The organism is Micromonospora sp. NPDC093277 (genome assembly GCF_044765245.1).
In the GTDB taxonomy this organism is placed as follows: Bacteria; Actinomycetota; Actinomycetes; order Mycobacteriales; family Micromonosporaceae; genus Micromonospora.
Window position 1 is genome coordinate 34,753 of record NZ_JBIWJO010000015.1, and the last position, 22,724, is coordinate 57,476.

A 22,724-nucleotide genomic window follows, 5' to 3' on the forward strand; every position below is an offset into this window, starting at 1 on the left:
CCGCTGCGGCGAGGCAGCCGGAGCTGCGGCCCCGAAGGCGTTCCCGGTCCTGCCGGCCTTTCGCTAGGCGTAGCCCCTACGGCAGCTTGCCTCCCCCCTCCCGGATCGTCACATCCGCTATAGCATCCTAGGAGGCTAGCTTCCGTGCTCGCTTGGTGAGGATGGCGGAGCCATGACCCGGGCCGGGCGTGGCCAATCCAGCAGCCTGCGCGACCGGATCCAGGCGGTGGTCTTCGTGTACGACGTGGGCCTGGTGCGGGCCGAGCCGCCGCCGGCCCGCTGACGTCGCCGGTCCCTGGCCGAGTGTCAGCGGTCCTCAGCCGGCACCGGCCGAGGCCGGTGCGTCCCGGGCGTGGCCAGTCGGGACCGGTGCACCCCCTCCCGCAGCTCGTCGTCCCCCATCACGAGGTAGACCAGCGGGCAGTCCTGCGGCCCGGTGACGTCGAGCTGGCAGAGGGTGCAGGGCTCGCCCGGACGGATCGGACAACTCGCCGCCGGTCGGGCCGCTCTGGTGGTGCTCACGCTCTCATGGTCGTCCGCAGCGCCGGACGCGGGTAGGGCCATTTGTCACGCGCGGCGTTCGGGTGCCGGGGGCACCGGTTGGCCGGGCATGTCCGCCCCTGGCGGGCGGCAGGGAAAACACGTGACGGCAACGAAGATTTCTCATTTACGCCGAGTGACCGCCGCAACCCTCCTAGTGTTGGCCACACCGGTGCTAGTCACGGAGTTGGCCACCCGAACGGCGTCCCACGCAGTCAGCGGACGAAAAGTGAGGGAAGACGCGGATGAAGGCACAGAAGATTCTCGGATCGACGGCGGTCGGCGTGGGCATCGGCACGCTTCTGCTCCCCGCCGCCGCGCTCGCGGACACCACGGTCTCCCCCGCCACGACTCCGGTCGGCGGGACGGTCGTACTCACCACGACGGAATGCAACCCGGCGAGCGGTGACGCACTCTTCCACGTCACCGGGCCCGACCGGGACGAGAACGTCCGGTCCACCACGGCCGCGGCCGGGGGCGGGCTGAGCGCCGAACTCTTCACCGCCGGGTTCACCCTCGGCACGTACACGGTCACCACCACTTGCGGAGATGGCAGCAACGGCGGCACGGCCACCTTCACCGTCATCGCGATCGGCGCCACCCCGATCGGCGGCGCCCCAGCCGGTGGCGGTGGCAAGAACGGCGACACCGGGGTGCTCGTCACGGGCGGCGCGCTGGCCGCCGCGGCGGTCGCCGGTGGGACGTACGTGCTGATGCGCCGCCGCCGGCGCGCCACCACCGCCGCCTGACGGCCTCGCCACACCATCCCTGGGCGAGGAGGCCCGCGCCGGGACGTCATCCCGGCGCGGGTGCCGCCCACGTCGGACCGGAGGTGGAACCTGTCGCCGAAGAGCAGCAACGGAGACGGGCCGTCGAAGGCCCGGACCGCCGCCATCGTCGCCGCGGTCACGATCGCCGGAGCCACCGGCACCGGCATGGTCGCCGCCGGTCTCGGCACCACCGCCCTCCGGCCACCGCAGCCGGGCACCTCAGTGGCCCCGACCGCCGAACCCTCCGGCCCGTCCGGGCCGGTACTCCCCCGCTCCGAACCGGTCCGCGTCACCATCCCCCGCATCGGCGTCGACGCCGCGATCGTCCCGGTCGCCACCGACGAGGACGGCGAGCTGGAGGTGCCGCCGCTGGACCACCCGGAGATCGCCGGCTGGTACCTTCCGGGGTCCACCCCGGGCGAGGCGGGCAACGCCGTGCTGGTGGGACATGTGGACTCGCAGAACGGGCCGGCGGTCTTCTTCGACCTGGGCCGGCTGCGCCCCGGCGACACGGTACGGGTCAGCCGCGCCGACGGCCGGGTCGCCACGTTCACGGTGGACGGCGTCGGGGCGTACCCGAAGGACCGATTCCCCACCGACCGGGTGTACGGCGGCGACGCGGAGCCGCGGCTCCGCCTGATCACCTGCGGCGGCCGCTTCAACCCGCGTACCGGCAGCTATCCGGACAACGTCGTGGTGTTCGCCACCGCCACCCGTTGACGCCGCGTCACGCGCCGCTGGTGATGGCCGCCGCCGGCATGATCACCCCGCACCGGCTGTTCCGCCGCTCGGGCTGGCCGTAGACCCGGTCGGGGGTTTGTCGAGGTCGGACAGTTCCTGGTCGAGCAGCTCGGCCAGGCGGGTGACCCGCCACGGCTCGGACTCGGCGGTGATCCCCCGGCTGGGCATCTCCACGGTCATCAGCAGGTACAGATAGAGCCGGTACAGGCCCAGCCGGCGGCATGCGCCGGCGTCCAGCGGGAACGGCCTGACCGTCCGGTACGCCCGCACCACCGGATGGTCCGGTTCGTCCTCCGTACGCCGGAACAGCAACGGCGAGACCAGGTCCATCAGCGGGTCGCCCCACAGATAGCGCTCGCCGTCGACCAGGCCGCTGAGCCGGGGCGTGCCGTCCGGGACGTCCACCGCGAGCACGTTGCCCGCCCAGCAGTCGAAGTGCAGCAACGCCGGACGGCGTACCACGTCGAGGACGTGGGCGTGCCGGTCGACCAGCTCCCGGATCCGGACCGCCGGCAGCGGCAGCGGCACCCGCCAGTCGGCCGCGTCGGCGAGCATGTCGTCCAGCATGGCCAGGTAGGCGTCCCGCCAGGTGTCGGCGCAGGCTCGCCCGCCGTCGTAGCCGTACCGGTCGCCGGTGACACCGTGCAGAGTGGCGAGCGCGACGCCGAACTCGGCCTCGACCTCGGTGGTGTCGACGCCGGCCTCGGTCAGCTCCCACAGCGTGCGGCCGGGCAGCAGGCCGGTGAGCAGCCAATCACCCAGCACCGGGTCGCTGCCGTGGTGCAGCAGCGGCGCGGCCGGAACGGTGGGCGCCTGCTCGACGACCAGCCGCAGGTAGCGGGCCTCGGCGCCGATCATGTCGTGCTCGTAGCGCAGTAGCGGCACGGACGGCGGCGGTCCCACCTTCAGCACCACGGCCCGCCCGTCGTCCAGGGTCACCCACCAGACGGCGGCGAACCCGCCGCCGCTCAGCGGACCGCATCCGGTGATCCGGGGCGTGGGACCGAGGGACGCCGCGACGTAGCGGCCGACCTGGTCCGGGTCGAGGCGGCGTTGGGTGGGGCTCATCCGGCGCGCCCCGCCGCGACTGCAGCATGTTTCGTCGACAGGTCCATCTCGCGCTCCAGGGTAGTTGCCGGCGCCGCCGCGTGAAGTCCCGGGATGCGGCGGCGCCGGCCATCCTCACCCCGCCCGCAGGGCCGGCGCTCGGGACGCGGCGGCCGACGTCGGCCGTCCCGAGCCCCGCACCACCAGGCCGATCCCGAGCGCCGCGGCGGCGTAGAGGCCGGCGAAGGCCAGCCAGCCCACCGAACCGCCGTCGACGATCAGCCAGGTCAGCAGCACCGGGCCGAGCATCCGGGCCAGCGGCACCCCGCTGCCGAAGAAGCCCTGGTACAGGCCGTGCCGGCCGGCCGGTGCCAGATCGAAGCTGAGCTGCCAGGCACCCGCGCCGTGCGCCATCTCGGCGTACACCTGGGCGCCGGCGCCGAGCAGCAGGATCACCGCCGCCGCCCAGGGCGTGGCGGCGGCGGCCGAGAGCGCGAAGAGTCCACAGGCGACGACCATCGTGACGCCGGCCCGCCGCAGCGAGCGCACCGCTCCGGCCGGATCCACCACCCGCCGGGCGACCCGCACCTGGGCGAGCATCACCGCCGCCGTGTTGACCACCAGCAGCGCCGCCGCCAGCCAGGACGGTGCCGCGGTGCGCCGGGCCACCCAGAGCGGCAGCACCAGGCTGAGCAGCGGCAGGTACAGCATCATCACCGCGTTCAGGGCGGTGAGCAGCGCGTACGGCCGGTCCCGGAGCACCGCGAGGCGCCCGCCGCCCGCCCCGGGCGGGGCCGGCTCGGGTCGCCGCGCCGGGAGCCGCCACAGCAGCAGTGCCGCGGCCAGGAAGGCCACCGCGTCCATCGAGAGCACCGACCGGTACGCCACGGCGGTGTGCGTCCAGAGCGCCAGGCCGCCGAGGGCCGCTCCCAGACCAAGACCGGCGTTGACCACCGACTGCAGCCGCGCCCGCACCTCGGTACGCCGGGCCGGCTCCACCAGCCGGGCCAGCAGCGCCTGACGCACCGCCGCCAGGCCGGTCTGGCCGCTGCCGTAGACGGCGGCGACCAGGACGAAGACGGCCGGCTGGCGGACCAGCAGGAACGCGGCGACAGCCAGCGCGGTGGCGACGGCCAGCAGGACCGCCACCAGACGGGCGTCGCGCCGGTCGGCGGCGTGACCCGCCGGCACTCCGGCCAGCAGACCGACCGCCCAGCCGACGGAGAGCCCGAGCCCGACCTGCCCGGGTGACAGGCCGACCACCTGGGTGAAGTAGAGCGCGGAGGTGACGAGGAACGCCCCGTCCCCGATCGAGTTGGCCAGTTGGGCCAGAGCGAGCGTACGCGCCGGTCCGGGCTCGGGCAGCAGACGGCCGGGCACGGGTCAGCGCTCGATCGGCCGGCGGGTACGCGCCCGCTTCAGCTCGAAGAATCCGTCGGTGCCGGAGACCAGCAGCACCCCGTCCCAGAGCCGGCCGGCCGCCTCGCCACGCGGGATCGGCGCCACGACCGGTCCGAAGAACGCGTTCACCCGGCCGTCGGGACCGGTGACGTGGATGGTCGGCGTGCCGAGGTCCTCGCCGACCGGCTCCAGGCCGGCGTGGTGGCTGGCCAGCAGGGCCCCGTCGTGGTCGGTGGAGTCGGCCGCGTCGGCCAGGTCGAGGGACAGGCCGACCTCGGTCAGCGCGGCCACGTACAACTCCCGGCCGATCGGCGCCCGCTCGTGGTGGATCCGGTTGCCGAGCGCCGTGTAGAGGTCGCGCAGCGCCTCAGGGCCGAACTTCTGCTCGGCGGCCACGGCCACCCGAACCGGGCCCATTCCGGGAATGAGCCACTCCCGGTACCACTCCTCCAGCCCGTCGCGGCCCTGGTTCAGCACGGACAGGCTCATCACGTGGAACCGGACCCGCACGTCGCGGACCCGTTCCACCTCCAGCAGCCAGCGGGAGGCGTTCCACGCCCACGGGCAGCGCGGGTCGAACCACATGTCGGCGGTCGTCGTCATCGTCTCTGTCCCCTGTCCGATCTCGGTCACGTACCTGACGCTATGTCCAGAAGCGGCCCACCAGCAGAGCCGATCGATGCGCCGATCATTGGGCCAATCGTCGGCCAGCGGTGGCTCGGCGAACCGGCGGCACGGACGGGGCCCGCGGTGTTTGACCGCTGGCGCGGCGGGAAGACACGCGCGCCGCGCGGGCCGGTCGGCCCGATGCCGCCGGACGGCACCCACCACCCGTCGGGGCCGCGGCGCAGCAACGAGGGAGGAGCGATGGCCCAGGCCGCCACCAGACCCAGCAGCGCTCGGAAGGCCACCGGGGCGCGGAAGGCCCCGATGCCGAACAAGGCGGCGGCGAAGAAGGTCGCGACCGCCACCAAACGGGCGACCGGGGCGACCGCGGCCAAGACGCCGGGCGGCAAGCCCACCTCGACGACCGCCCGGGCCGCGAAGAAGAAGGACATCGCGGCCACCACCGCCACGCCCACCCGACGGCCGACCGCCAAGGCGACAGCCGCGAAGAAGGCGACCACGGCGAAGAAGGCCCCGGCCACCAGGGCCGCGGCGAAGAAGGCACCCGCCGCGCGGGCCACCGCGAAGAAGGCACCCGCCAAGAAGGGCACGGCCCGCAAGGCCACGGCGAAGAAGGCCGCGGCCAGCACCCGGGCCCGCCGGATCGCCGAGACCCGGACGCCGGCGAAGAAGGCGACCACCATGGAGACGTTCGGCAACCGGCGTACGGCCCGAACGCGCGCCCGCTGACGCCGGGCCGACCCGGTCAGGGGGCGGTGAGCAGGCCGACCCGTTCGGCGGCGGCAGCGGTGTGGCGCCGGTGCACCTCGCCCGCCTCGGTGGCGAGCCGGTCCCGTAACCGGGCGACCGCCGTGCCGGCCCGGTCGACCGCTTCCTGCGCCCGCCGGATCCGGCCGCGTACGGCGAGGTCGGTGAAGATGTTGTCGAGGAAGATGTCGACGAAGCGGGTCAACTCGCCCACCTCCAGTTCCGGCGCGACCCAGACCCCGGGCAGGCCGGCCAGCTCGGTACGCAGCACCGCCAGCCACCGGTCCGCGACCCGGGCCGCCGCGGCGGCATCGTCCATCCGGTTGTGCTTCATCGTGCTGCCCACGATCCCGCCGCCGAAGAACGTGTCGTAGGTGGACCAACCGTCCGCCCGGGCCAGGCGGTCGCGTACCGCCGCGAGGGCGGTCCGGGCGGCCATCGCGGTCCGGGCGGCCGCCTCGACCTGTCGGGCTCGGGCGGCGAGCCAGTCCTGTTCGGCGGCCAGCTCGACGAGGCGCGTCGCCCGGGGATCCCGCCCGGCGTGCAGGAGCCGTTCCCGCTCGTCGAGCAGGGCCGCGTACGTCGCGGGCGCGTCGCCTGCGGACACCAGGACCACGCCGACGTGAACGCGGCCAAGAACATCCTCGAGCGCCCATTACCGGGAGGCGGGCCGGCCCGGCGCGCTGGAGGAGCAGAGCCGCTTCGTCCGGGAGGACTGCCGTTGGACCTACCTGGACGCCGTACCCGACTGACCCGGACGGCACCGTGGGCCTGGTCCGGGCGTGCCTCGGGACGCCGAGGCCCGGCCCCGGCACTACGCCGACGCCGGGTCCGGCCCCGATCAGCGGCCGGGGGCCGGGGCGCTCAGCGGCAGGCCGAGCCGGTCGATGGCCGCCCGGACAAGGTCGTCCGGCGTCGCCGCCACCTCCAGCACCACGCCGGACTCGTCCGCCTCCAGGTGCTCCAGGATCGCCCGCTGCGAGTCGAACAGGCTCGCCGGCATGTAGTGCCCGACCCGCCGGTCCAACCGCTCCCGCATCAGCTCCGCCGCCCCGTCCAGGTGTAGGAACTCCACGACCGACGGTCCCTGCCGCAGCACGTCGCGGTAGGCACGCTTCAGCGCCGAGCAGGCCAGCACGGTGGAGACCCCCTCGGCATGCCGCTCGGCCATCCAGGTGGCCAGGGCGCGCAGCCAGGGCCAGCGTGCCGCGTCGTCCAGCGGGATGCCGGCGTGCATCCGCGCCACGTTGGCCGCCGAGTGGAACTCGTCCGCCTCGGCGAACCGCAGGCCGGTCAGCTCGCTGATCCCCCGGGCCACCGTCGTCTTGCCGGCTCCGGACACGCCCATCACCACGATGTGCCGGGGCTCACCAGTCATGGACGGTGCCGTCCTTGAGCCGGTTGAACGGCAGGTACGCCGGCTGGTACGGGAATTTGGCGGCGGCCTCCTCGTCGAGTTCCACGCCGATGCCAGGCTGCTCTCCCGGGTGCAGGTAGCCGTCGGTGAAGGTGAACGACTGGCGGAACACCTCGTTGGTGAGGGGGCCGTGCTGCATGTACTCCTGGATGCCGAAGTTGTGGATGGCCAGGTCCAGGTGCAGCGCGGCGGCCATGCCGACCGGCGAGATGTCGGTGGGGCCGTGGATGCCGGACTTGATCTGGTACTGGGCGGCGAAGTCGAGCAGCTTGCGCATGGCCGTGATGCCGCCGGTGTGGGTCACGGCGGACCGGACGTAGTCGATGAGCTGTTCCCGGATCAGCGTCTGGTAGTCCCAGACGGTGTTGAACACCTCGCCGATGGCCAGCGGGGTGGTGGTGTGCTGGCGAACCAGCCGCAACGCCTCCTGGTTCTCCGCCGGGGTGCAGTCCTCCAACCAGAACAGGTCGTACGGTTCGAGCGCCTTGCCGAGCTTGGCGGCCTGGATGGGGGTCATCCGGTGGTGCCCGTCGTGCAGCAGCGGCAGTTCGGGGCCGAACTCGTTGCGTACCGCCTCGAAGACGCCGGGCAGGTGGCGCAGGTAGGCGCGGGTGTCCCAGTCCTCCTCCGGCGGCAGCGGGGTGCGCTGGGCGGGCTCGTAGTCGTAGCGCTTGCCGTCGGCGCTGGGCTGCGCGGCCACGCCGTAGACGGCGTCGATGCCGGGCACCGAGGTCTGCACCCGGATGGACCGGAAGCCCAGCTCCAGGTGGCGGCGGATCGAGTCGAAGAGTTCCGGCACGTCCCGCCCGGAGGCGTGCCCGTACGCCATGATCCCGGTCCGGGAGGCGCCGCCGAGGAGCTGGTAGAGCGGCATCCCGGCGGCCTTGGCCTTGATGTCCCAGAGGGCCACGTCCACCGCCGCGATGGCGGCCATGGTGACCGGGCCGCGCCGCCAGTACGCCGACCGGTACAGGAACTGCCAGGTGTCCTCGATCCGGTGCGGGTCCCGCCCGATCAGCAGGGGAACGACGTGGTCAGCCAGGTAGGACGCGACGGAGAGCTCCCGCCCGTTGAGGGTGCCGTCCCCCAGCCCGGTCAGCCCCTCGTCAGTGGTGATCTTGAGGGTGACGAAGTTGCGGTCGGGGCTGGAGACGATGACGTCCGCTGCGACGATCTTCACGCGGGGGTGCCTTTCTCGAGGGTGGGGTCAGCGTAGGGTGCTGCCGGGCTGCAGGCCGTCCAGGAGGGACAGTTCGTCGCGGCGCGGCAGGGTCTCCCAGTCGCCGTGCCCGGCGACGGCGAACGCGCCGAGGGTGACCGCGCGGCGCAGGCGTCCGGCCAGGTCGAGTCCGTCCAGGTGGCCGGAGAGGTAGCCGGCGGTGAACGCGTCCCCCGCGCCGACGGTGTCGACCGCCGTCACGGGCAGCGCCGCCGCTTCCAGCCGGCCGTCCCGGGTGTACGCGCGGGCGCCGTCGCCGCCGAGCTTCACCAGCACGGTCGACACGCCCCGGTCGAGCAGTTCGGCCACCAGGGTCGGCTCGTCGGCGCCCGGCGTGCCGACCAGGTCCAGCTCGTCGGCGGAGGCGACGACGACCGAGGCGTGCCCGGCGAGCGGGGTGAGCACGGCCCGGGCGGCGTCCCGGCTCCACAGCTTCGTCCGGTGGTTGACGTCGAGGCAGACCAGCGCCCCGGCCCGGGCGGCGGTCTGCGCCGCCCACATCGTGGCCTCCCGGGCGCTGTCGGACAGCGCCGGGGTGATTCCGGTCAGGTGCAGCACCCGCGCCCCGGCCGCCAGGGCGGGACGCAGGTCGTCGACGCACAGCGCGGACCCGGCCGAGCCGGCCCGCTGGTAGACGACCCGGATCAGGTCGGCGGTGCGCCGCTCCAGGAACATCAGCCCGGCCGAACGCTCCGGGTCGCGGGTCACGTGGGTGACGTCCACGCACTCGGCACGCAGCTGCCGCAGCAGGAACCCGCCCAGCTCGTCGTCGCTGACCCGGCCGGCGAAGGCCGCGCGGTGGCCGAGCCGGGACACGCCGACGGCCACGTTGCACTCCGCCCCGGCCAGGTGCGGGAGCAGCGGGCCACCGGCGGCGAGCGGCCCGGCCGAGCGCAGCGACACCAGTGACTCGCCGAAGGTGAGCAGGTCGACGCCGGTCCCGACGCGCGGGCCGGGTAGGTGCGGGCCCGGGCCGCGCGCGGCGTCGAGGTCGGTGGCGGTCATGCGACGGCGGCGAGGTAGGCGCGGGCCCGCTCGCGCAGGGCGTCGAGGTCGCCGCCGGAGGCCGCGTCGCCGACCAGCGGCCCGCCCACGCCGACGGCGATCGCCCCGGCGGCGAAGTATCCGGGCAGGTCGGCCAGGCCCACCCCGCCGACCGCGACGAACGGGATGTTCGGGAACGGGTCGCGCACCGCCTTCAGGTACGCCGGACCGCCCACCGACACCGGAAACAGCTTGATCGCCGACGCGCCCATCCGCATCGCGGTGTACGCCTCGGTCGGGGTGAAGGCTCCGGCGGCGACGGGCAGGCCGCGCCTGGCCGCCGCGGGGATCGACTCGACCACGGCCGGCGTCACCACGAACTGCGCGCCGGCGGCGGCCACGTCGGCGACGTCGGCGGCGGTGAGCACCGTCCCGGCGCCGACCAGCGAACCGGCGGGTGCGACCGCGCGCAGCGCCTCGACGGCCGAGGCCGCGTTCGGCGTGGTGAGGGCCACCTCGACGATGCGTACGCCCTCTTCCAGCAGGACGGTGCCGGCGGCGATCGCACCGGCGGTGTCGGTGCCCCGGATGACCGCGAGGATCCGGGTGGCGGCGAGTTCGGCGGCGAGATTGACAGTCACAGGATCACCATTCCGCATAGGAGCCGTCGCGGTGCCGCCAGGTGGGGCTGCGCCAGGCGTGCCCGCGCTTGTCCGCCACCCGCACCGCGTTTTCGTCGATCTCGATACCGAGACCGGGTCCAGTGAGCCGCTCGACGTAGCCGTCGACGAAGGTCAGTGGCTCCTTGTCGAGGCAGTAGTCGAGCACCTCGGCGCCGAGGTTGTAGTGGATGCCGATGCTCTGTTCCTGGATCAGGTAGTTCGGCGTGGCGAAGCCGACCTGCAAGCAGGACGCCAGGGCGATCGGGCCGAGCGGGCAGTGCGGGGCGAGCTGCACGTCGTACACCTCGGCCAGCGCGGCAATCTTGCGGACCTCGGTGATGCCGCCGGCGTGCGAGAGGTCCGGCTGGGCCACGGCGATGCCGGCCTGGAGCACCGGCAGGAACTCCTGCCGGTTGTAGAGCCGCTCCCCGGTGGACACCGGGGTGGTGGTGGCGCGGACCAGCTCGCCGATGAGGTGCGAGTTCTCCGGGACGACCGGCTCCTCCAGGAAGAACGGCCGGTAGGGCTCGAGCAGCGGGGCGACCCGGCGGGCGGTGGCGAGGCTGAACCGGCCGTGGAAGTCGACCGCGACATCCCGGTGGTCGCCGAGCACCTCGCGGGCCGCGGCGACCCGCTGGACCACACCGTCGAGTTCGGCCACCGAGCCCACCGGGCTCATCGGGCCGGAGGCGTTCATCTTCACCGCGGTGAGGCCCGACTCGACGGCGGCGCTGATCTGGTCGCGGACCTCGCTGGGCTCGTCGCCGCCGACCCAGCCGTACACCCGGATCCGGTCCCGGACCGGGCCGCCGAGCAGCTGGTGCACCGGGGCACCGTAGTGCTTGCCGGCAATGTCCCACAGTGCCTGATCGAGGCCGGCCACGGCGCTGGCCAGGATGGGCCCGCCGCGATAGAAGGAACCCTTGGTCATGACCTGCCAGTGGTCCTCGATCCGCAACGCGTCCCGGCCGATCAGCAGTTCGCTGAGCTGATCGACGGCGGTGCGGACGGTCTCGGACCGGCCCTCGCAGGTCGCCTCGCCCCAGCCGACGATCCCGTCGGTGGTCTCGACGCGGACGAAGAGCCAGCGGGGGGCGACGAGGAAGGTCTCGACGCGTTCGATGGTGGTCATGCCGCTCAGCCCTTCGTGGCGCCGGCGGTGAGGCCGGAAACGATGTACTTCTGCACGAACAGGGCGATCACCATGATCGGCAGGGTGACCACGGTGGCCGCGGCCATCAGGCCGCCCCAGTCGATGCTGGCGTAGCCGACGAAGTCGAAGATCGCCACCGGCAGGGTCTTGGTGTCCGCGCCGGAGAGCACCAGGGCGAACATGAAGTTGTTCCAGGAGAAGATGAAGGACAGGATCCCGGCCGTGGCGATGCCCGGCACGGAGAGCGGCAGGGTGATCCGGCGGAACGCGCCGATGTGGGTCAGCCCGTCGACCAGCGCCGCCTCCTCCAGGTCCTCGGGCAGGCTGTCGAAGAAGCCCATCATGATGTAGACGATCAACGGCAGCGACACGAACATGTGGCTGAGGATCAGCACCGTGAAGCCGCCGACCATCTGCAGGTTCGAGAAGACGTAGTACCAGGGCACCAGGAGCGAGACACCGGGGATGACCCGGGCCATGAGTACGACGAGCGCGGACTTCTTCATGTTGAACCGGCTCATCGAGTACGCGGCGGGCACCCCGAGGAGGAGGGAGAGCACCGTGGCGGCGAACGCCACCCAGAGGCTGTTGCCGATGAACTGGACGTAGTTCGCCTGCTGGAGCACGTTGTGGTAGTTGTCCAGCGTGGGCGAGAAGGCGAAGGCCTTGTCGGTGTCGTAGATGTCGACGTTGGTCTTGAACGAGGCGGCGATCATCCAGAGCAGCGGGGCGATCAGCGAGAGCACCACGACGGCCAGCGCCAGCGCCTTGAAGACCTTGAACGGCCGGCTCGGGTTCATCGCTGCAACCCCTTCTTGCGATAGGTCAGGGCCCACATCACCCCGATGATGATCAGGAAGAAGATGATGAGGACCGTCGATGAGATGCCGTACTCGTTGTAGTCGAAGCTGAGGCCGTACGCGTAGACGTTGAGGGTCTCCACCTCGTGGAACGACCCGCCGCCGCGGCCCTTGGTGGCGTAGAGGATGTCGAAGGTCTTCAGCGCGTCGATGCCACGCAGCAGGATCGCGACGATCACGGTGGGCATCAGCAGCGGCAGGGTGACGTGCCGGAACCGCTGCCAGGTGCTGGCACCGTCGATGAGGGCAGCCTCCTGGGGCTCGTCGGAGAGCGACGTCAGACCGGCCAGCAGGATCAGCACGACCATCGGAGTCCACTGCCAGATGTCGATGAACATCGTCGTCGGCAGGGCCGAGCTCTGGCCGGCCAGCCAGGGCTGCGGGCCGATGCCGAACCAGCTGAGCAGCTGGTTCGCCATGCCGATGTTGGGATCGAAGATCAGCCGCCACATCATGCCGACCGCGACCGGGGTGGCCACCAGCGGCAGGAGGATGGCGACCCGGATCCACTTCTCACCACGGAACGGTCGCCACAGCAGCAGGGCGATCGCCATGCCGAGCGCGACCTCGACGAGGAGCACGACGCCGGTGAAGAAGACGGTGCGCCACACCGCCGGCCAGAACCGGTCGGTGTCGCTGAGCACGTCGAGGTAGTTCTGGAAGCCGATGAAGTTGCTCTCGGCGCGTACGGAACCCTCGGCGTCGGTCAGGCTGAGGTATCCGGTCCACGCCACGGGAAAGACGATCAGCAGGGCGACGAAGGCCATGGCCGGTGCCGCGAAGAGCCACTTGCGATGCGCGTTGGCCCAACGCGACCAGGCCGACTCCGGCACGGATGTCGGGCGCGCGTCGGGCGATCTGGTGACGGGTGCGGTAGGGGCTGACATGAGGTCTCCGGTGTTCAGGGCCAGGGGTCCGAACGGCGGGGTGGCGGAGCCGGTCGGCCCCGCCACCCCGCGCGCGGGTTACTTCGCCTCGTCGTCGAGGAACTTCTGGAACGCCGCGTTCGCCGCGTCCGCCGAGGCGGCCGCGTCCTTGCCGGTGATTGCGTCGACGATCGGCTGGCCGACGATCTCACGCGCCTGGGCGACCTTCACGACCAGCGGACGGTCGTGGCCGACGCCGGTGGTGGTGCTGGCCGTGGTGGCCTCGGCGAGGTCCTTCGGGTAGGTCGCGATGCCCTCGGGGTTGGCCCAGACCGAGGCGCGGGCGCCGGGGACGCCGGCCTTCTGCTGTTCCAGGGCCTGCTCCTTGCCGGCCGCCCACTGGATGAACTTCCAGGCGTTGTCCTTGTTCTTCGACCCGTCGTTGACGCCGAGCGCCCAGGACGGGATGTTGTACGACTTCGAGCCGGCCGGGCCGGCCGGGAACGCCGCGAAGCCGACGGTGTCGGAGACCTTCGACTTGGTCGGGTCGGTGGCGTTCTTGTAGAGCGAGTTGGCCTCGGTGTAGAAGGCCGCCTTACCCTGGGTGAAGATCGCCATCGCCTCCGACCAGCTCATGTCGGTGCTGATGTTCTTCGGCCCGTGCTCACGCAGCAGCCCGCCGTAGTAGGCGTACGCCTGCTTGGCCTGCTCGGTGTTGACCGTGGCCTTCCCGCTCTCGTCGACGAAGTCGCCGCCGAAGCTGTACAGGAAGCTGGAGAACTGCGTGACGGCGGCCGCCTTGCCGGTACGGGCCACGAAGCCCGCGACTCCGGGGTTGTCGGCCTCGACCTTCGCCGCCTGCGCCTTGAGCTCGTCGAGGGTCGTCGGCGGAGCGGTGAAGCCGGACTTCTCCAGCAGGTCCTTGCGGTAGTAGAGGACCTCCGACTCGGTGATGATCGGCACGCCGACGACCTTGTCGTTGTACGTGGTGGCCTGCACCGGGCCGGCCTGGAAGTCGCTGAAGTCGAAGCCGCTGTCGGACTTGGTCCGCTCGGTCAGGTCGGCGAGGTACTTGTTCTTGGCGAACAGCTTCCCCTCCTGCAGCGGCCGGTACATCATCACGTCGAGGTCGCTGGTCCCGGCGTTCAGCTTGACGTTGTACTGGTCGGAGAGCTGGTCCTCACCGAGCTGGGTGACCTCGACCTTGAGGCCCGACTGCTTCTCGAACTCCGGCAGGGCCTTCTTGATGTTCTCGGTCCAGACGTGGTTCACCAGCGTCACGCGCAGGGTCTTCGACCCGCTGCCGCCGTCGCCCCCGCTGCCACAGGCGGACAGGCCCATGGCGGCAACCACGGCCAGAGACGTACCGATTACCGATCGACGTCGCACCGTTATCTCTCCTTTACACGTGGTCGCCGTCCAGGGGAAGAGCGCCACAGCGTTGTAACGTCTGCTTTACAGCGGGATGCTAGGCCGAAAAAGCTGACTTATTCAAGGGGTTGATCTAACTGATATGATCCTTGACGTGGAACCGTACTCCTCCGGGGGCATCGCCGCCCAGCACGCCCCCGCCGAAGCCGGGCTGCACGCCCGCGTGCTCGAGCACCTCGGCACCGCCATCTGTGGTGGCGAGTTCGCCCCAGGGACGGTCCTCAACATCGACGAACTGGTCGACCGGTACGAGGTGTCCCGCTCGGTGGTCCGCGAGGTGCTGCGGGTCCTGGCGTCGATCGGATTCATCGAGACCCGACGACGGGTCGGGGTGACGATCCGGCCGGCACACGACTGGAACGTCTTCGACCCGCAGGTGATCCGCTGGCGGCTCGCCTCGGCGAGCCGGATCGCCCAGCTCCGGTCGATCACCGAGCTGCGCACCGCCATCGAGCCGCACGCCGCGCAGCTGGCCGCCAGCCGGGCCGGTCACGACGAGGCGAGCGATCTCGTCGGCCTCGCGGCAAAGATGTGGGCCGCCGGTCAGGCCGGCGACGAGGAGCGCTTCCTGCGCCTCGACATCGAGTTCCACCGGCGGGTGCTGCTCGCCTCCGGCAACGAGATGTTCGTCCGGCTGCAGGATCTGGTCGCGGAGGTGCTCACCGGCCGGCACAAGCACCACCTCATGCCGCACCACCCGCACGAGCAGGCGCTGCACCTGCACGCCGAGGTGGCCCAGGCGATCCAGCGGCAGGACGGCGAGCGCGCCCGGGAGGCGATGGTGCAGCTCATGGAGCAGGCGTTCGACGAGATGAAGTCGATCTGGGAGCAGACCACCGAGCCCGCCCGGTAAGCAGGCGGCGGATTCGGCGCCGCCGCCGGCGGGACCGTGGCCGCGCCGGGGCGACCGTCAGCCGAACTGGACCCGGTCCAGCCAGAGGTCGAGCAACGCGGCGTCGCCGAGGACCTCGACGCCCGCCGCGCCGACCGGCCGCCGGCGATAGACCAGCAGCAGCAGCTCGGTCACCGACCCGCGCACGGCCACCGCGGCCTTCTCGTGCGCGCGCCGCCAGGCCAGCGTGTCGCCGGTGAGGTCGACCACCCACTCCGCACCCGCCTCGGCCGGGAGGTCGGTGGCGTGCAGGTGCAGGCTACGGCCGGGACCGAGCAGCTCACGCCGCTCCGGGTAGATGTCGCACATCATCGGCAGCGAGCCCAGTTCCATCCACTCGTCCAGCGCGTCGACGGCCACCGCCGGATCGACGGCGAAGTCCACACCCAGCGCGAGCGCGGCGTCGGCCCGGTGCATCAGCGTCTCGTGGGCGAACCGGCGGGCCCAGAACGCCGTCGCGGACGAGACCGGCAGCGGAGTCCACGTCGCGACCTCGGGGCCGGCCCCGTTCAGCGCGCCGGCCAGCTCGGCGGCGGACTCGACCAGCCAGGGGCCGACCACCGCCGGCTCCTCCCGCGCGAACGCGGACAGGTCACGGAAATGGGTGTCGTCGGGCGGAACGGTCGCTCGGGTCCGCACCACCTCCGCGGCCCAACGCTGGCCGCCGCCGAGGTGCCGCACCAGCTGGCCGAGGTTCCAGCCGGGGCACGACGGCACGGTCACGGTGAGGTCGGCCCGGTCGAGGTGGGAACGCAGCAGGTCGCTCTGGGCGACGATCTCGGCGCAGTGTCGGTCGAAGCTCAGCGCTGTCACCAGCCCAACCTAGATGCCCGCCCGCTAACCCGTCGGGAGGTCGGAACCGGGTGTCTCGTCCCACCCCGGGGTGCTCGAACTGCTGCTGCCCGACCGCCGGCCCAATCCCGGGCAAAAGCCGGAAATCGGCCTGGTCCGGGGCGAGGTTGGCGATGATCGAGGACGTGGGTACCAGGATGCCGCAGCTCGTGCCGCCGATGCTCGCCTCCAGCGGCGCGTTGCCCACCGGGCCCGGCTGGGGCTACGAGTTCAAGTGGGACGGCGTCCGCGCGATCGCCTACGTCGACGACGGGGTCCGGCTGCTGAGCCGCAACGACCGGGACGTCACCCGGGCATACCCGGAGCTGGACGAACTCGCCTCGCTGCTGGCCGGGCGGCGGGCGGTGCTCGACGGGGAGATCGTGGCGCTCGACGCCAGGGGCCGGCCCGACTTCTCCGCGCTGCAGCACCGGATGCACGTCCGGACGCCGGCTGCCGCGCTGGTCGCCGCGACCCCGGTACGGCTGTACCTGTTCGACCTGCTGCACCTCGACGGGCGAGATCTCACTCCCCTGCCGTACACCGAGCGCCGCACGGCGCTGGAGGAGCTGGAGCTCAGCGGCGACAGCGTCGACACCCCGCCCTACTGGTCCGGCGAGGCCGGCCGGGACCTGGCCACGGCGGCGGCGGAACTCGGCCTTGAGGGGGTCGTCGCGAAGCAGCTCCGGTCGCCCTACCAGCCGGGCCGCCGGACGCCGGCGTGGGTGAAGGTGCCGCTCAACGACACCGTCGAGGTCGTCGTCGGCGGCTGGAAACCGGGCGCGGGCCGGCGGGCCGGCACGATCGGCTCGCTGTTGCTCGGCATGTACGACACGCGCGACAAGCTGCACTACGTCGGGCACGTCGGCACCGGCTTCACCCAGACCGTCCTGCGCGATCTTCAGCAGCGCCTGAAGCCGCTGAGCCGACCGGACTCGCCCTTCGTCTCCCCGGTGCCGCGCGAACACGCCCGCCACGCCGTATGGGTCGACCCGAGCCTGGTCGGGGACGTCACCTTCCGCTCCTGGACCCCCGACCGCCGGCTGCGTCACCCCTCCTGGAAGGGGCTGCGCAGCGACCGGGAACCGGCCGAGATCCGCCTGCGGGCGTGAGCGTCAACTCCCGGCCCGGGCCCGCCACTCGCCGGCCAGGACGGCGAAGGTCAGCTGGTCAGCCCACTCGCCCCGGAACAGGTGGCTCTGGACGTGGTGCGCCTCCTGGCGCATGCCGAGCCGGGCCATCAGCCGGGCGGACGCGTCGTTGCGACCGTGGCACCGGGCGTAGACCCGGTGCAGCCCGAACTCGTCGAAACCCCAGTCCAGCAGAGCGGCGGCGGCCTCCGTGGCCAACCCGCGACCGCCGTGGTCCGGGTGGAAGACGTACCCGAGCTCGGCCGTACGATCGGACGCGCTGCGCCAGACCAGCTCCACCGTCCCGATCACCCCGGCATCGGTGACCACGGCCAACGTCAGACAGTCGCCCTCCGCGCGCAGCGCGTCCTCGCCCGTCATGGCCACCACCGACGCCCGCGACTCCTCCCGGGTACGCGGCCCGGCCTCGCGCAGCCAGCGGGCAACGTCAGTGCGCCCCTGGTACGCGTACACGTCGTCGAGATCGTCCAGGGTGACCGGACGCAGCGTCAGGCGCGCGGTTCGGATCGGATACGCCGGCTGGGACATCCGACGATCCTAAGGCGGGTCACCTCCCCGGTGAGCCCCCGATCGTGAGGCCGTTTCCGGCTTTCGGTGCGGACAGCTCGACGGCCGGGCTCTCGCTGCTGTCCATTGCGATGGCCGGGCGTCGGCGCCGGGCCTCGGTCAGCACAGTGCGCGCGCCGCCGCGACGACGGCGTGCACGCCGATCCCCGCCTGGTCCATCAGCTGGGTCGAGGTGCCGGAGGTGGGCAGCCCGCGTACCGCCAAGTGGGCCACCCGCACGGGGTCGGCGAGGTCGGCCAGCGACTCGAGCACGGCCGAGCCAAGCCCGCCCTCCGGATAGTGGTCCTCGACCACCACCAACCGGCCGCCGGTGTCCCGTACGGCGTCGAGCAACCGCTGCCGGTCCAGCGGTTTGACGGAGTAGAGGTCGATGACCCGCGCCTTGATTCCCTCCCGGGCCAGCTCGTCGGCGGCGGCGAGACAGTTGTGCACCGTCACCCCGGCGCCGATCAGCGCCACGTCGTCGTCCTTGCCCGAGCGGAGCAGCTTGCTGCCGCCGATCGGGAAGTCGTCGCCGTTGTCATAGAGCACCGGGTACTTGCCGCGGGTGGTGCGCAGGTAGGTGATGCCCTTGCGGTCGGCCATCCCGGCGACCAGGGCGGCGCAGGACACGGCATCGCTGGGATAGAGGACCGTCGAACCCTGCACGGCCCGCAGGGCGGCCAGGTCCTCCAGCCCCATCTGGGAGGGACCGTCCGCCCCGATCTCCACCCCGGCGTGCGAGCCCGACAGGGCGATGTCGGCCCGGGAGATCGCGGCCATCCGGATGAAGTCGTAGGCGCGGGAGAGGAACGCCGCGAAGGTCGCGGCGAAGGGCCGGTAGCCACGCACCTGCAGCCCGACCGCGGCGGCGACCAGTTGCTGTTCGGAAATGAACATCTCGAAGAACCGGTCGGGGTACGCCTCGCCGAATTTGTCGGCCCGCGTGGAGTCACTGACCTCGCCGTCCAGGGCGACCACGTCCGGTCGCGAGCCCAGCGCCCGCAGGGCGTCCCCGTACGCGTTCCGGGTCGCGACCATCGCGCCCTTCTCGTACCGGAGCGGCTCGGGAGGCTGCGGGGCGGAGGGCTTCTCGGCGGACGGAACGGGCTCGGGGCGGGGCCCGCTGACGCGGATCTGCCGGACACCACCGAGGGCCTGGATGGCCCGCTCGGCCACGTCGGGTTTCAGCGGCTTGCCGTGCCACCCGGGCTTGTTCTCGACCTCGGGCACCCCCTTGCCCTTGACCGTACGGGCGAGCACCACGGTCGGACCGGTCGCCTCCCGGGCCTGGCCGAACGCCTCGTCGATCGCCACCAGGTCGTGGCCGTCGATGACGATCGGGTGGCAGCCGAACGCCTCGACCCGCCGCCGGTAGGTGTCCAGGTCCCACTCCAGCTCGGTCGGTCCGCGCTGCCCCAACCGGTTCACGTCGACGATCGCGGTGAGGTTGCGCAGCCCGTAGTGGCCGGCCTTGTCCAGGGCCTCCCAGATGGAGCCCTCGGCCATCTCGCTGTCGCCGCACAGCGCCCACACGTGGAACGGCAGGTGGTCGAGATACCGTCCGGCCAGCGCGATCCCGACGCCGACGGGCAGTCCCTGGCCGAGCGAGCCGGTGGCGACGTCGACCCAGGGCAGGGCCGGGGTGGGGTGCCCCTGCAGGCGCGACCCGAGCTGGCGGTAGGTCTCCATCAGCTCCTGCTCGCTGATCGCGCCGACCGCCCGCAGGATCGCGTACAGCAGCGGCGAGGCGTGCCCCTTGGAGAAAATCAGATGGTCGTTGGCCCGGTTCGGCGGGTTCACCCAGTCGTAGTGCAGGTGCCGGGCGATCAGCACCGCCATCAGGTCGGCGGCCGACAGGCTCGAGGTCGGGTGCCCGGACCCGGCCTTGGTGCTGCAGCGGATCGCGTCCACCCGTAGCTGCGCGGCGAGTTCACCCAGCCGGGTGACCTCCTCGTCGCCGAGGGTGCGCTCTGCTTCCATCGTCACCGGTATCGCCTCCCGCGATCGGCCCGTTCCCGGCCGGGCCACCGCGCCCACGGCCGGTCCGGCCGCTTCGCCAGGCCCTCTCGCCCACACGGTAGCCAGGAGAGCCCCGAATTGTCCGATAACCGTCGGGTTGTCAGCACAGCAGGTGAGGCCGGCGGCACCCGCGGTCGACCTGTGGGTGCGGTCGACCGGCCCCGTCATGGCACGCCGACCCGACGACCGGCCGGCGGCACCGTTCGTGCCCGCCGGCCCCGGGAGCTGACCAGCCAGGCGGCCACCGCCAGGTAGGGCAGTGCGGACAGCGCGAAGGCGACGCGGTTGCCGGTCACGCCGGCAACGAGGCCATAGCCGGCGTAGAACACGACGATCGTCAGGTCGGTGGCCATCCCGGCCACCGACGTCACGGTCGCCCGGGCCGGCCCGGTGATCCGGGCCTGCAACCGCACGTCGGCGAGCACGGTGGCGAGTTGGAACGCGGCGAACGCCACCGCGAGCAGCACGAAGCCCGCCGGACGGCCGGCCAGCGCGCCCGCCGCCAGCGCCGACGCGGCGAGCACCAGCAGTCCCGCATACCCGCCGTTGGTCAGCCGCTCCCCAACCGGGGCAAGCAGCCCGCCCACGGTCAACCCGGCCCAGAGCAACAGGAGCAGCAGCGGCACCGTCGCCTCGGCGACGCCGGTGTCCCGGGCCAGCAGGCCGGTGTACTCGTCGAGGCCGCCCCAGATCGCGGTGACCGCCGGGACGAGCAGCAGGGCCGCGCGTACCGTGCGGTCGGCGCGGGCCTCGGTCAGGCCGGCGCGCAGGCTCGCCAGCCAGCCGGCCTCGTCGCTCCGGCCCGCGACGCCCGGCTCGCCCTCCGCCGGCGCGGCGGCCACCACGGGCGCGGCCGGCCGGTGTTCGGGGAACCGGGTCGCGACGGCAGCGGCGAGCAGCGCCGCGAGGACGCTGGCCGCGCCGACCGCCCGATAGCCGCCGGCGGCGAAGACCGGCCCGGCCAGCGCACCGGAACCCGCCGCGGCCAACACCTCTGCGGTGCGCGCCCGGCCCAGCAACCGGGCGTACCGGTCGGCGGCGCCGACCCGGTCGAGCTCGCTGAAGACCAACGCCTCCAGGGTGCCGGAGCGCAGTGCCCCGCCCGCGCCCCAGAGCACGAACCCGACGGCGAACACCGGGTACGACGGGACGAGCACCCAGAGGGCGAAGGCCACGGCGGGCAGCAGCGGGGCCAGGGTGAGCAGCAGCCGCCGGGACAGCGCGTCGGCCCAGGCGCCGGAGGGCACCTCCAGCACGACGCCGGACGCCGACCAGAGCACGAAGAGCGAGGAGATCTGCCCGACCGACAGCCCGGTGTCGGCGAAGAGCAGCACGTACAGCGGGTAGAGCAGGACGAAGTCGGTGAGGAACGCGTAGCCGTAGAGCGTGGCGGCCAGCCGGCCGGTCGCGGGCACGCGCGCAGGGGTGACGATCATGAGGCCTTCCCACGGGGACGCAACGGATACCGGACGTGCGGCATCCGCGGCGGCCCGCGGCCTCTAGGGAAGGATCAACATCGCCAGGTCATGCGCCCGATGCTATCGGGCCCCGGCCGCTCGCGTGTCCCCAGCGAGGGGTTGCCGCCTCCCCCGCAATCGAGCGCGAGGGAGGCGGCAACCTGCTCACAACTGCTGGACCCAGTACGGGGCGACATCCATCCAGCCGTTGGCAGCGGCACCGTTGAGGCGACCCGAGCTGCCGGTGCTCAGGGTGTACCAGGAGTCGACGTAGTCCGGGTCGTCGGTCCACCAGCTGGCCGGCATCGCGTCGATGATCGCGCTGACCAGCGGCGTGTAGGCGCCGTAGTCGACGACCGTCAGCAGGGCGGTGATCAGGGCCTTGGCGAGGTCGCGGTAGTTGGTGTCGCCGTCGTCCTCCCACATCACCACGTCGGCCAGGTTGTACTTGTAGTTGTTGAAGTGGACCAGCAGTTGGTTGGGGTAGTAAATAGTGCCGTCGTTGTCGAGGTACGGCATCTCCACGATGTTGACCGTGGCCTTGCCGTCGAGCCCGAATCCGCCGACGACGTTGAAGATCTCGGCAGCGCCCTTGATCCACGGCTCCTTGTCGTCGTTCAGCCGGATGGCGTTGACCTTGGTGGCCCAGTAGCCGGCCTGCGCCGTCACCGTGGACCCGCCGCCAGCCGGGCCTGCCGCGTCGCGCCTGACCGGCGCCAAGCCCCGCGCGGCCAACTCGTGCCGGACCTGTGCCAGGCCCCGCTCCATCGACTTCCGGACGTCGACCTCGACCACCAGCACCGGACGGGTGGGCACCCGGACCGGGTCGAGGAGGACGCGTCCGCCGGCGGGGTCGTAGGCGGCCACGCCGGTCATCGCGTCGTCGGTCGACGCCGCCGCCACGAGCGGGCGCTCGGACCGGGTCAGCAGGGCGGCCATGCTGTCGTGCCCGAGCCGCAGTCGCAGCACGGAGCCGGTGTTCTCCGGCAACCCCTTCGCCGCCAGCACCGCCTGGTTCACGGACCGCGCGGTGCGGTCGGCCCGCGCGTTGAGTCCGGCCGTCAGGAGATCCACCGGCCCGGCGGTGACGGCGGACACGACGCGGTCACGGGTGGCGGGGTCGGCGAGCGCGTCGGCCACCTCGCGGGCGACCCGGTCGGTGCCGGCGGAGACCGGCCCGACGCCGGTCGCAGCGGCGTCGGTGCCGCGCGGCGCGCGGGCCGGGTCGGCCTGTGCGGGTGTCGCCGCCGAGGCGATCAGGGTGGCTGCCGCCATGCCCAGGGCGAACACGGCAAGACGGCGGGAACGTGGATGCATGGGGACTCCTCTGCGGTCGCGGGCGCCGGCTGGCGGCCGGCAC

General features: G+C 72.5%; 23 protein-coding genes and 1 pseudogene. 6 read left to right on the forward strand and 18 right to left on the reverse strand.

The annotated features are described in order from the left end of the window. Positions 1-306: 306 nt before the first annotated feature. Positions 307-522 (reverse strand): DUF6767 domain-containing protein, encoded by a 216-nt coding sequence (locus ACIRG9_RS27115; RefSeq protein WP_402861694.1) that lies wholly within the window; start codon positions 520-522, stop codon positions 307-309. Positions 523-785: 263 nt separating this feature from the next. Here ACIRG9_RS27115 and ACIRG9_RS27120 point away from each other — a divergent pair, with 263 nt between their 5' ends. Both ACIRG9_RS27120 and ACIRG9_RS27125 read left to right on the forward strand, forming a co-directional pair. Continuing rightward, on the forward strand, positions 786-1,289 hold the full coding sequence (locus ACIRG9_RS27120; RefSeq protein ID WP_402861697.1) for a hypothetical protein: 504 nt from the start codon (positions 786-788) through the stop codon (positions 1,287-1,289). Between the two features lie 186 nt (positions 1,290-1,475). After that, entirely contained in the window at positions 1,476-2,030 is a 555-nt protein-coding gene (locus ACIRG9_RS27125; RefSeq protein WP_402862099.1) for a class F sortase, read from the forward strand. A gap of 42 nt (positions 2,031-2,072) precedes the next feature. Here ACIRG9_RS27125 and ACIRG9_RS27130 read toward each other — a convergent pair whose 3' ends face one another. From ACIRG9_RS27130 to ACIRG9_RS27140, 3 genes are all read right to left on the reverse strand, one after another. Beyond that, entirely contained in the window at positions 2,073-3,119 is a 1,047-nt protein-coding gene (locus ACIRG9_RS27130; RefSeq protein WP_402861700.1) for a phosphotransferase family protein, read from the reverse strand. Between the two features lie 114 nt (positions 3,120-3,233). After that, positions 3,234-4,478: an MFS transporter gene (locus ACIRG9_RS27135; protein ID WP_402861703.1), complete on the reverse strand. Its 1,245-nt coding sequence runs from the start codon at positions 4,476-4,478 to the stop codon at positions 3,234-3,236. A 3-nt stretch (positions 4,479-4,481) separates the two neighbouring features. Beyond that, positions 4,482-5,102, reverse strand: coding sequence for a disulfide bond formation protein DsbA (locus ACIRG9_RS27140; protein WP_402862102.1), 621 nt, complete (start codon positions 5,100-5,102; stop codon positions 4,482-4,484). 264 nt (positions 5,103-5,366) lie between these two features. Between ACIRG9_RS27140 and ACIRG9_RS27145 the strand changes: the two genes are divergently transcribed. After that, entirely contained in the window at positions 5,367-5,855 is a 489-nt protein-coding gene (locus ACIRG9_RS27145; RefSeq protein ID WP_402861706.1) for a hypothetical protein, read from the forward strand. Between the two features lie 16 nt (positions 5,856-5,871). Here the strand turns inward: ACIRG9_RS27145 and ACIRG9_RS27150 are convergent, their stop codons facing one another. Further along, positions 5,872-6,480, reverse strand: coding sequence for a hypothetical protein (locus ACIRG9_RS27150; RefSeq protein WP_402861709.1), 609 nt, complete (start codon positions 6,478-6,480; stop codon positions 5,872-5,874). A gap of 52 nt (positions 6,481-6,532) precedes the next feature. On the opposite strand from ACIRG9_RS27150, the pseudogene ACIRG9_RS27155 reads away from it, so the two are divergent. After that, positions 6,533-6,625: pseudogene (locus ACIRG9_RS27155) on the forward strand (hypothetical protein); the annotation flags it as partial. Between the two features lie 89 nt (positions 6,626-6,714). Here the strand turns inward: ACIRG9_RS27155 and ACIRG9_RS27160 are convergent. From ACIRG9_RS27160 to ACIRG9_RS27195, 8 genes are all read right to left on the reverse strand, one after another. Beyond that, on the reverse strand, positions 6,715-7,251 hold the full coding sequence (locus ACIRG9_RS27160) for a gluconokinase (RefSeq protein ID WP_402861712.1): 537 nt from the start codon (positions 7,249-7,251) through the stop codon (positions 6,715-6,717). Beyond that, on the reverse strand, positions 7,241-8,470 hold the full coding sequence (manD, locus tag ACIRG9_RS27165; protein ID WP_402861715.1) for a D-mannonate dehydratase ManD: 1,230 nt from the start codon (positions 8,468-8,470) through the stop codon (positions 7,241-7,243). Before manD ends, ACIRG9_RS27160 begins: the two co-directional genes overlap by 11 nt. A gap of 27 nt (positions 8,471-8,497) precedes the next feature. Further along, positions 8,498-9,514 (reverse strand): sugar kinase, encoded by a 1,017-nt coding sequence (locus ACIRG9_RS27170; protein WP_402861718.1) that lies wholly within the window; start codon positions 9,512-9,514, stop codon positions 8,498-8,500. Beyond that, positions 9,511-10,134 carry a bifunctional 4-hydroxy-2-oxoglutarate aldolase/2-dehydro-3-deoxy-phosphogluconate aldolase gene (locus ACIRG9_RS27175; protein WP_402861721.1) on the reverse strand — a complete coding sequence of 208 codons (624 nt, stop codon included), beginning with the start codon at positions 10,132-10,134 and terminating at the stop codon, positions 9,511-9,513. The genes ACIRG9_RS27170 and ACIRG9_RS27175 overlap by 4 nt, the downstream gene beginning before the upstream one ends. A gap of 4 nt (positions 10,135-10,138) precedes the next feature. Beyond that, positions 10,139-11,287 (reverse strand): galactonate dehydratase, encoded by a 1,149-nt coding sequence (dgoD, locus tag ACIRG9_RS27180; protein ID WP_402861724.1) that lies wholly within the window; start codon positions 11,285-11,287, stop codon positions 10,139-10,141. 5 nt (positions 11,288-11,292) lie between these two features. Continuing rightward, on the reverse strand, positions 11,293-12,108 hold the full coding sequence (locus ACIRG9_RS27185) for a carbohydrate ABC transporter permease (RefSeq protein ID WP_402861727.1): 816 nt from the start codon (positions 12,106-12,108) through the stop codon (positions 11,293-11,295). Continuing rightward, entirely contained in the window at positions 12,105-13,055 is a 951-nt protein-coding gene (locus ACIRG9_RS27190) for a carbohydrate ABC transporter permease (RefSeq protein WP_402861730.1), read from the reverse strand. Before ACIRG9_RS27190 ends, ACIRG9_RS27185 begins: the two co-directional genes overlap by 4 nt. Positions 13,056-13,133: 78 nt before the next feature. Next, complete coding sequence (locus ACIRG9_RS27195) at positions 13,134-14,375, reverse strand: ABC transporter substrate-binding protein (protein WP_402861733.1); 1,242 nt, start codon at positions 14,373-14,375, stop codon at positions 13,134-13,136. Positions 14,376-14,559: 184 nt separating this feature from the next. Between ACIRG9_RS27195 and ACIRG9_RS27200 the strand changes: the two genes are divergently transcribed. Further along, positions 14,560-15,318 (forward strand): FadR/GntR family transcriptional regulator, encoded by a 759-nt coding sequence (locus ACIRG9_RS27200; protein ID WP_402861736.1) that lies wholly within the window; start codon positions 14,560-14,562, stop codon positions 15,316-15,318. A gap of 57 nt (positions 15,319-15,375) precedes the next feature. On the opposite strand, the gene ACIRG9_RS27205 is transcribed toward ACIRG9_RS27200, so the two are convergent. Next, positions 15,376-16,170, reverse strand: a complete 795-nt coding sequence (locus ACIRG9_RS27205; protein WP_402861739.1) for a maleylpyruvate isomerase family mycothiol-dependent enzyme — start codon at positions 16,168-16,170, stop codon at positions 15,376-15,378. Between the two features lie 152 nt (positions 16,171-16,322). Between ACIRG9_RS27205 and ligD the strand changes: the two genes are divergently transcribed. Beyond that, positions 16,323-17,300: a non-homologous end-joining DNA ligase gene (ligD, locus tag ACIRG9_RS27210; protein WP_402861742.1), complete on the forward strand. Its 978-nt coding sequence runs from the start codon at positions 16,323-16,325 to the stop codon at positions 17,298-17,300. 3 nt (positions 17,301-17,303) lie between these two features. Here the strand turns inward: ligD and ACIRG9_RS27215 are convergent, their stop codons facing one another. The 4 genes from ACIRG9_RS27215 to ACIRG9_RS27230 form a co-directional block, all read right to left on the reverse strand. Next, on the reverse strand, positions 17,304-17,867 hold the full coding sequence (locus ACIRG9_RS27215; protein ID WP_402861745.1) for a GNAT family N-acetyltransferase: 564 nt from the start codon (positions 17,865-17,867) through the stop codon (positions 17,304-17,306). Positions 17,868-18,005: 138 nt separating this feature from the next. After that, a complete protein-coding gene (locus ACIRG9_RS27220) occupies positions 18,006-19,868 on the reverse strand; it encodes a transketolase (protein ID WP_402862105.1) in 1,863 nt (620 codons plus the stop codon). Positions 19,869-20,071: 203 nt separating this feature from the next. Continuing rightward, positions 20,072-21,343, reverse strand: a complete 1,272-nt coding sequence (locus ACIRG9_RS27225; protein ID WP_402861747.1) for an MFS transporter — start codon at positions 21,341-21,343, stop codon at positions 20,072-20,074. A gap of 186 nt (positions 21,344-21,529) precedes the next feature. Further along, on the reverse strand, positions 21,530-22,681 hold the full coding sequence (locus ACIRG9_RS27230) for a DUF3103 family protein (RefSeq protein ID WP_402861749.1): 1,152 nt from the start codon (positions 22,679-22,681) through the stop codon (positions 21,530-21,532). Positions 22,682-22,724: the final 43 nt, after the last annotated feature.

Bases quoted from the DNA above. Each gene is read 5' to 3' on its own strand.
- ACIRG9_RS27120 (WP_402861697.1), top strand. From the start codon at position 786: ATGAAGGCACAGAAGATTCTCGGATCGACGGCGGTCGGCGTGGGCATC.
- ACIRG9_RS27125 (WP_402862099.1), top strand. From the start codon at position 1,476: ATGGTCGCCGCCGGTCTCGGCACCACCGCCCTCCGGCCACCGCAGCCG.
- ACIRG9_RS27130 (WP_402861700.1), bottom strand. From the start codon at position 3,119: ATGAGCCCCACCCAACGCCGCCTCGACCCGGACCAGGTCGGCCGCTAC.
- ACIRG9_RS27140 (WP_402862102.1), bottom strand. From the start codon at position 5,102: ATGACGACGACCGCCGACATGTGGTTCGACCCGCGCTGCCCGTGGGCG.
- ACIRG9_RS27145 (WP_402861706.1), top strand. From the start codon at position 5,367: ATGGCCCAGGCCGCCACCAGACCCAGCAGCGCTCGGAAGGCCACCGGG.
- ACIRG9_RS27160 (WP_402861712.1), bottom strand. From the start codon at position 7,251: ATGACTGGTGAGCCCCGGCACATCGTGGTGATGGGCGTGTCCGGAGCC.
- ACIRG9_RS27170 (WP_402861718.1), bottom strand. From the start codon at position 9,514: ATGACCGCCACCGACCTCGACGCCGCGCGCGGCCCGGGCCCGCACCTA.
- dgoD (WP_402861724.1), bottom strand. From the start codon at position 11,287: ATGACCACCATCGAACGCGTCGAGACCTTCCTCGTCGCCCCCCGCTGG.
- ACIRG9_RS27185 (WP_402861727.1), bottom strand. From the start codon at position 12,108: ATGAACCCGAGCCGGCCGTTCAAGGTCTTCAAGGCGCTGGCGCTGGCC.
- ACIRG9_RS27190 (WP_402861730.1), bottom strand. From the start codon at position 13,055: ATGTCAGCCCCTACCGCACCCGTCACCAGATCGCCCGACGCGCGCCCG.
- ACIRG9_RS27195 (WP_402861733.1), bottom strand. From the start codon at position 14,375: ATGGGCCTGTCCGCCTGTGGCAGCGGGGGCGACGGCGGCAGCGGGTCG.
- ligD (WP_402861742.1), top strand. From the start codon at position 16,323: ATGATCGAGGACGTGGGTACCAGGATGCCGCAGCTCGTGCCGCCGATG.
- ACIRG9_RS27215 (WP_402861745.1), bottom strand. From the start codon at position 17,867: ATGTCCCAGCCGGCGTATCCGATCCGAACCGCGCGCCTGACGCTGCGT.
- ACIRG9_RS27220 (WP_402862105.1), bottom strand. From the start codon at position 19,868: ATGGAAGCAGAGCGCACCCTCGGCGACGAGGAGGTCACCCGGCTGGGT.
- ACIRG9_RS27225 (WP_402861747.1), bottom strand. From the start codon at position 21,343: ATGATCGTCACCCCTGCGCGCGTGCCCGCGACCGGCCGGCTGGCCGCC.
- ACIRG9_RS27230 (WP_402861749.1), bottom strand. From the start codon at position 22,681: ATGCATCCACGTTCCCGCCGTCTTGCCGTGTTCGCCCTGGGCATGGCG.